The sequence below is a fragment of the Mesorhizobium sp. M0437 genome, from assembly GCF_040321335.1.
Classification (GTDB): Bacteria; Pseudomonadota; Alphaproteobacteria; order Rhizobiales; family Rhizobiaceae; genus Mesorhizobium.
The window spans coordinates 1-5,530 of sequence record NZ_JAMYRK010000136.1 but is presented as its reverse complement, the minus strand read 5'-3'; the positions used below and the strand labels follow the sequence as shown (position 1 = coordinate 5,530).

At 61.4% G+C, this 5,530-nt stretch carries 6 protein-coding genes; 2 read left to right on the top strand and 4 right to left on the bottom strand.

Annotation, left to right across the window (positions count from 1 at the left end; genetic code table 11):
* The 3 genes from NKI72_RS33915 to NKI72_RS33905 form a co-directional block, all read right to left on the bottom strand.
* On the bottom strand, positions 1-351 hold a 351-nt coding region (locus NKI72_RS33915), incomplete at its 3' end, for a nitronate monooxygenase (protein ID WP_352852101.1).
* Between the two features lie 404 nt (positions 352-755).
* Complete coding sequence (locus tag NKI72_RS33910; protein WP_352852100.1) at positions 756-2,996, bottom strand: relaxase/mobilization nuclease domain-containing protein; 2,241 nt, start codon at positions 2,994-2,996, stop codon at positions 756-758.
* Complete coding sequence (locus NKI72_RS33905) at positions 2,993-3,400, bottom strand: plasmid mobilization protein (protein ID WP_352707581.1); 408 nt, start codon at positions 3,398-3,400, stop codon at positions 2,993-2,995. Before NKI72_RS33905 ends, NKI72_RS33910 begins: the two co-directional genes overlap by 4 nt.
* A 461-nt stretch (positions 3,401-3,861) precedes the next feature.
* Between NKI72_RS33905 and NKI72_RS33900 the strand changes: the two genes are divergently transcribed.
* On the top strand, positions 3,862-4,542 hold the full coding sequence (locus NKI72_RS33900) for a nucleotide-binding protein (protein ID WP_352852099.1): 681 nt from the start codon (positions 3,862-3,864) through the stop codon (positions 4,540-4,542).
* Positions 4,539-4,937 (top strand): hypothetical protein, encoded by a 399-nt coding sequence (locus tag NKI72_RS33895; protein WP_352852097.1) that lies wholly within the window; start codon positions 4,539-4,541, stop codon positions 4,935-4,937. The genes NKI72_RS33900 and NKI72_RS33895 overlap by 4 nt, the downstream gene beginning before the upstream one ends.
* 117 nt (positions 4,938-5,054) lie before the next feature.
* Here the strand turns inward: NKI72_RS33895 and NKI72_RS33890 are convergent, their stop codons facing one another.
* Positions 5,055-5,396 carry a hypothetical protein gene (locus NKI72_RS33890; protein WP_352852096.1) on the bottom strand — a complete coding sequence of 114 codons (342 nt, stop codon included), beginning with the start codon at positions 5,394-5,396 and terminating at the stop codon, positions 5,055-5,057.
* Positions 5,397-5,530: the final 134 nt, after the last annotated feature.

Genomic DNA, 5,530 nt, shown 5'->3' with positions numbered 1-5,530 from the left:
CTGGCAGATCAAGGGGACCCCGGCGGCCCGTATCGCCGGCGAAAAAGGCGCCGGGTCGCCAAAGGATAGGAAAATCGCACTTGGTCGCCGCTCCAAGGCCTTATCGAGTAGGCGCGGGTTCCTGGCGAGTGACCAAGTTATGAAGCCGCAGCCGACAGGTCGGTTGCCAGATCGCTCGAACTCTCGCGTCAGCCAATCAGCGTCGCCATAGCCGCCGCCGATAAGCCCAAGCCCTCCGGCTGTACTGACCGCACCTGCGAGTTCCCCGCCCGATGCGAATGCCATCGGCGCGCTGATGATCGGATGCTGCAGTTTAAGCCGATCAGTGAGACGGGTTACGATGCGCATCATCACTCCAACAGATTGCCTTGAGTATCGCAGGTTCGGTTGATCCTATCGAGCCCCGCTCAGCGCCCGCGACTAACGGCAACCAGAGCCGCCAGCGCAGTCGACCGACGGTTATGAGTCCGGACCCTAAGCTAAACTAACCCATCAGCAAACTTACGACCGGGCTTTGAGCCCGTCACCGATCGATCCAATGGCGCTGCGGTTACCTGGACCGACCTGAAAACCAGCCTGTCACAGCCTTAGCTTCAGTCCATCCAGCAATGCGGCACGAAGCAGATTTCAAGATCATGCGCGGCGTGAGATCTGCGTGGCCATCATCCTGAACCTCGTAGGCGCCAAATGGGCCTCGGCACATGAGGTCACTAACACTCTCGGTCTCTTTAGCCGCAGGCGGCAGTGAGCTCGGCTCAGCGCTCGTAATCCTTATCATTTGAGCGCTGGGTCTTGCGGTCCTGCTCTTCCGACTGCCGTGCCTTCTGTTTGTTGGCGTCCTTCTGCTTGGCTGCCACCTTCTCCTGCTCGGTGCCGGTGCGCGGCTGCTCCGGCTCGCGGGGATCGTCCCGAGTTGGAAGGTCTCGCCCTCGCGGCTCGCGCTCGGGGATAGGCTCGCCACCGCCACCACCACGACGCTGCTGCTGCCGCTCGAATTGCAGCCGCGCGAGACGGTCGTGCATCTTGTCGTTCACCTCTTCACGATACTGTTCGAACTGACCTTGATGCGCCGGCGGCAGCGTCTCGCGCATGTTGTCGAGAGCCTGATTGACGCGGGCCATCTGACGCCGCATTTCCAAGGGGGTCTGCGCCATGTCCAAATCTCCTATCAGTGCATTCAATTCTCTCATACCAGGATGGGACAGAAAAGACTTCTGCCCCGATTGATCAGCTCCGCGACCCGCGCCAGGACCTGGCTGCCCTTCCCCTGTCCCATCGCCACGGAACCGCAGAAAATTGTTGCCGATCGACTCCGCTGCCGTGAGAGCCTGACCGACTATGCCCGCAGTCCGCATCGTCGTCACAGTCTTTTGCCATGCGGCAGCGATTGCATCGCCGTTCACGACAAGCGATTGCATATCGAAACGGCGTTGCCGCTTGGCCTCCACTCGCTCGATCGTCCTGGCGCTGACCTGGTAGCGCGGATCGCTCTGGGCGCGGCTATAAGCCCCGGCATGCTCCTTCGTGAATGGCCGCGTCATCGCATGATCCATGCGCCGCGTCGCCACCATCGCAATGCCGTTCTCGCGTGCTTTTTCCGCAAAAGTCTCGCGCCAGGCTGCGAGATCAGGCTTGTAGAATTTCAGGCGCTCGCCGTCGGCTGACCGTGCCTGCACCATCGCGTGGATATGGACGTGCTTGGTGTCCTTGTGATGCGCCAGGACGAACTTGTATCCTGGCGCGCGCTCCTCGAGCACGGAGCGCGCCGCGGCCATCACGGCGTTGGCATCGGTGCCGGCTCTTGCCGAGAAAAGCAGGTGATAGGCATTGCGGCGCTCACGCCCCGAAAACTGCGGGCGCCATTGTTCATAGATCGAAGCCGCCGCCTTGGTGGAGCTTTTCACAGCAGGCACAGGCTCGCCATTTGCGTGGCGGATGTGGCTGTGGGTGCGGATGAACTTCTGCAGGAAATATTTCGCTTTGGGTTCACGGCTCACGGCCGCCGTTACCTCTGCCTTGGCGACCACCCCCGCCTCGCCCATGGCTTCAGACAGGCGCGCTTCGATCTTGTCGAGCGCCTTGCTGCGCGAATTTTTTTCCCGACCGCCGGCGAGCACCTTGGCAAGCGGTCCGGCCCGCTCATCGGTATGCGCGTAAACCTGCACCGTCTGTCCATCCTGCGCATAGATGAACGGTTTTGCCCCGAAGGCCTTGCTCAGCGCCTCGCTCAAGGCGGCATCGGTCACCTCGCTAGCGAGATCGAAGCGAACCTCGATAAAATTGGTGTTTTCCAAGGGCGGTTCGAACGTCTCGCAAAACGATTCCAGGAACGCCTTTCTTGCGGCACCTGTCGCAAGCACCTGCCCGTCCTCGTCGAAAATCTCGATGTCGTGTTTCTCGCCTTTTTCGTCCTCGCGCTTCCCGATGTAATTGAGCAGCCGGGCGGCAGCTTCCTTGGTCGATGGCGGATTGGGCATGACCTTGAACACGGCAGGCTGCGCGCCCGCCGCATAGCCTGCCCGTGCCGCCACGGCCCGCGCCTGATAGCCCGTCCGCGCCGCTCGTGCCGTACCGCTCGGACGAACAGCACCACGACCACCGCCGCCGCGCCGCTTCCAGTCTTCCTCCTCCTCTTCCGGCCGGAAACCGGCGAGCGTGACGCCATAGATCATGATCGGCGCGCTAGCGGCCTTGGGCGAACTCGCAGCAGCAGTGGACTTCGGTGCCCTGCTGGACATGGAGCTCCCCGCCGCCCCCAATCCTCCCGGCGACGAACGATGGGCGCTCCTGCCGCCACCTGCCGTCGAGCCGCCTCCTTGCCCGAGGCGTCCGCCGCCACCGGTCCGCTCATAGCTCTTCATCGCCTGGAATTCACCGACCTCGCGTCGGGCGCCCGTGACGGACTTGTCGTCGTCCAGCTCCTCACGCTTCACGCCGGACTCGCCTCGAAGATAGCGTTCGATTTCGGCCGCGTAGCCAGCAAGACGACCGCTCATGGCCTGGCCACCCTCGCCTTGCGTGACCCGCCAGTCATCGCCTTCAGTTCCTCGCGAAACTGCCGCACCAGGTTGCCCACGGCGACCAGCGCCTGTTCAAGATCCTCATCGTGGGCAACACGGCCGTCATTTATCGCGCGCACGGCCTGATTGAAATTGACGCCGACGCGCCGCAGCTGATCGGTCATGTCCACGATCGCCGGCCGCAACGCCTCTGACGCGATAGGCAGATACCCGGCCTCTGCCCGCACAAGACGCCGCACGACCTCGCTGACGGTAACGCCGTCCCGCTCCGCAATGGCTTTAAGGTTGGCCAGCTCGTCAGCCGAAAATCGGATGTGCGTCACCTCGCCGTAGCGCCGTGACGCGTTCTGTACCGCTGCTTTCTGGGCGCCTGCATCCATCTCTCAAGCCCGCTTGCGGGCGCTAAGGCCCGACAGGGCCGCGCCGCCTATTTTGTGTGTATCACAAAATAGGCTATCCTGCCAATAAAAAGAAGATTGGAAAAGGACAAAGCCGACGTTCCTTTCTCACCAGCCCAGTTGTCAACCGCAGCGGGCCGGTCGCGATGTGTTTCCATCGTGACTTGATGTAGTGTGTCTATGATGCGTTGAGGACTGATGCGTAGTCGGAAATGCGTAGTCGGAAATGCGCAGTCGATGGGCCACCGGACCTATTCCTTCGCTGCAGATAGCAGCTGTGCAAAAACCGCACCGTGAACGAGCTCTTATTGGTGCGCGCCTGGGTTGCCAAACCAGTCTTCCCCGTTGACTATGTCACCATGTCTCTACCGTGATATTGTTCCATGTTGACTTGTTTCCATGTTAACATGGAAACAAGGAGACAACGCCGGAACGAGGCCCCCATGATCATCTCCGCTGCGATCCCAAAGGGCGGCACTGGCAAATCGACGATGCTGCGTGCCCTCGCATCCGTCGCGCTGCATCGGGGTTATTCGGTCACTCTTATCGATGGCGATCGGCGGCAGAACATGAATCGCTGGTTCCAGATGCTGGGCGACGCTGGCAATTGTCCTGACACGCTCCAGATAGTGAGCGCGATGACCCCGCAGGAAATCCTTCGCGCAGCAGCCACTCACAACGGTGAACGCTCGGTCGTCTTGATCGATACGGAAGGCACCACAAACGATAACCTGATGGCCGGGCTCTTCGCCGCCGATATTGTCGTCGTGCCGATCTATTTTGCGCTGGATGATGTGACCGCCGCCATCCAGATCACCGACCACTACATCCCGCTGGCGGTCGAGAGCCGGGGTAGACCGCTGCCTGCGATATTCGTGCTGACCAAGCAGACCATCATCGATAGCAGGGCGCGAGCCCTGACCGAACTGCGCGCCATCATCCAGGCCAATGGCACGCCCATTGCAGAACATGTCCTGCACAATCGTGTTGCCTACCGCGACCTTCAGACCGGGCAGACCCTTTACAGCCATGGGGTGCCTGATGCGAAGGCGGTTGCCGAGAGCGAAGGGGTCTTTGATGACCTTCTGCAAACCTTCATCGAAGCCACAAGGAACGCGGCATGAGTGGAGAAACCGTGCCGAAACCCGGTGACGACAAGAAAGCCCGCATGATGAAGGCGATCTCCACGCAGCCGCCAGCGCTGCCCAGCATGTTCATCCCACCGAAGGCCGAGCCGTCAGGGATCAAAGAGCAAGCTGCGCCACAGATGCAGGAGCCGTCCCCGGCAGTTGGGCCCGATTTCCGTAAGCTGCTGCGGCAGGGTCAGAAAAAGGACCCCATCGCCGGAAAGAAGATTCGCGAGGAGGAGATGATCCGCTGCGGCTACTACCTGACGGCTGCGGAGCAGCGGCAGTTCAAATTGCTGGCGATCAGCAACGGCCACAGCATGACCGAACTGCTGCGAAAGGCTGTCCAGGACTATATCCGCATTCATAAGCACAAACTGCCGAAGGAATAATCGGCAGTTTGGAGTAGCTGTCTCTTGCTGTAGCGGGTGATGTTCGTGGCTCTTTTGCGACGCGCAAAAAAAGGGCCCGCGACGGAGTGTTCCGTCGCGGGCCCTAAGACGTGTTGCCTACTTGGGTTGGTTGAGGTGTTTCAGCACCTGGCCGAAGATTGTGTCTCGCACCGGACGCCCGCTGGCTGCCGCTTTGTCGTCGGCCAGCTTTGCGGCCAGTTTGGGCGACAGCGGCATGAAGTCGAAGCCGTGTGCGATGGCTGCGCAGCGAAGATCCTCAAGCGTTTCGAACGCGCGATCGCGGGTGCCGAGCCAAAGACCGGGCTCGTCGGTTTCTTCGTGCGGGAATGCTTGCAGGAAGTAGGTCCCAAGTGGTGGGTCGTAGCCTATGACAGCGTCTGGATCCGAGCGGCCCTGTCCGATGACGGTGCCAGTGACAGTGATAGTATAGCGGCTCATTGCAACCTCCTTTTGCCGGTGGGGAGCCGGGGCCCCGGCGGGGGGCGCCCCCGCGGGCAACGGGGGGGTGGTACAGGGGGGGCCGGGTATGTTTTTTCCCCCCCCCCGGGGGGGGGGGGGTTGCGCCAGGAACA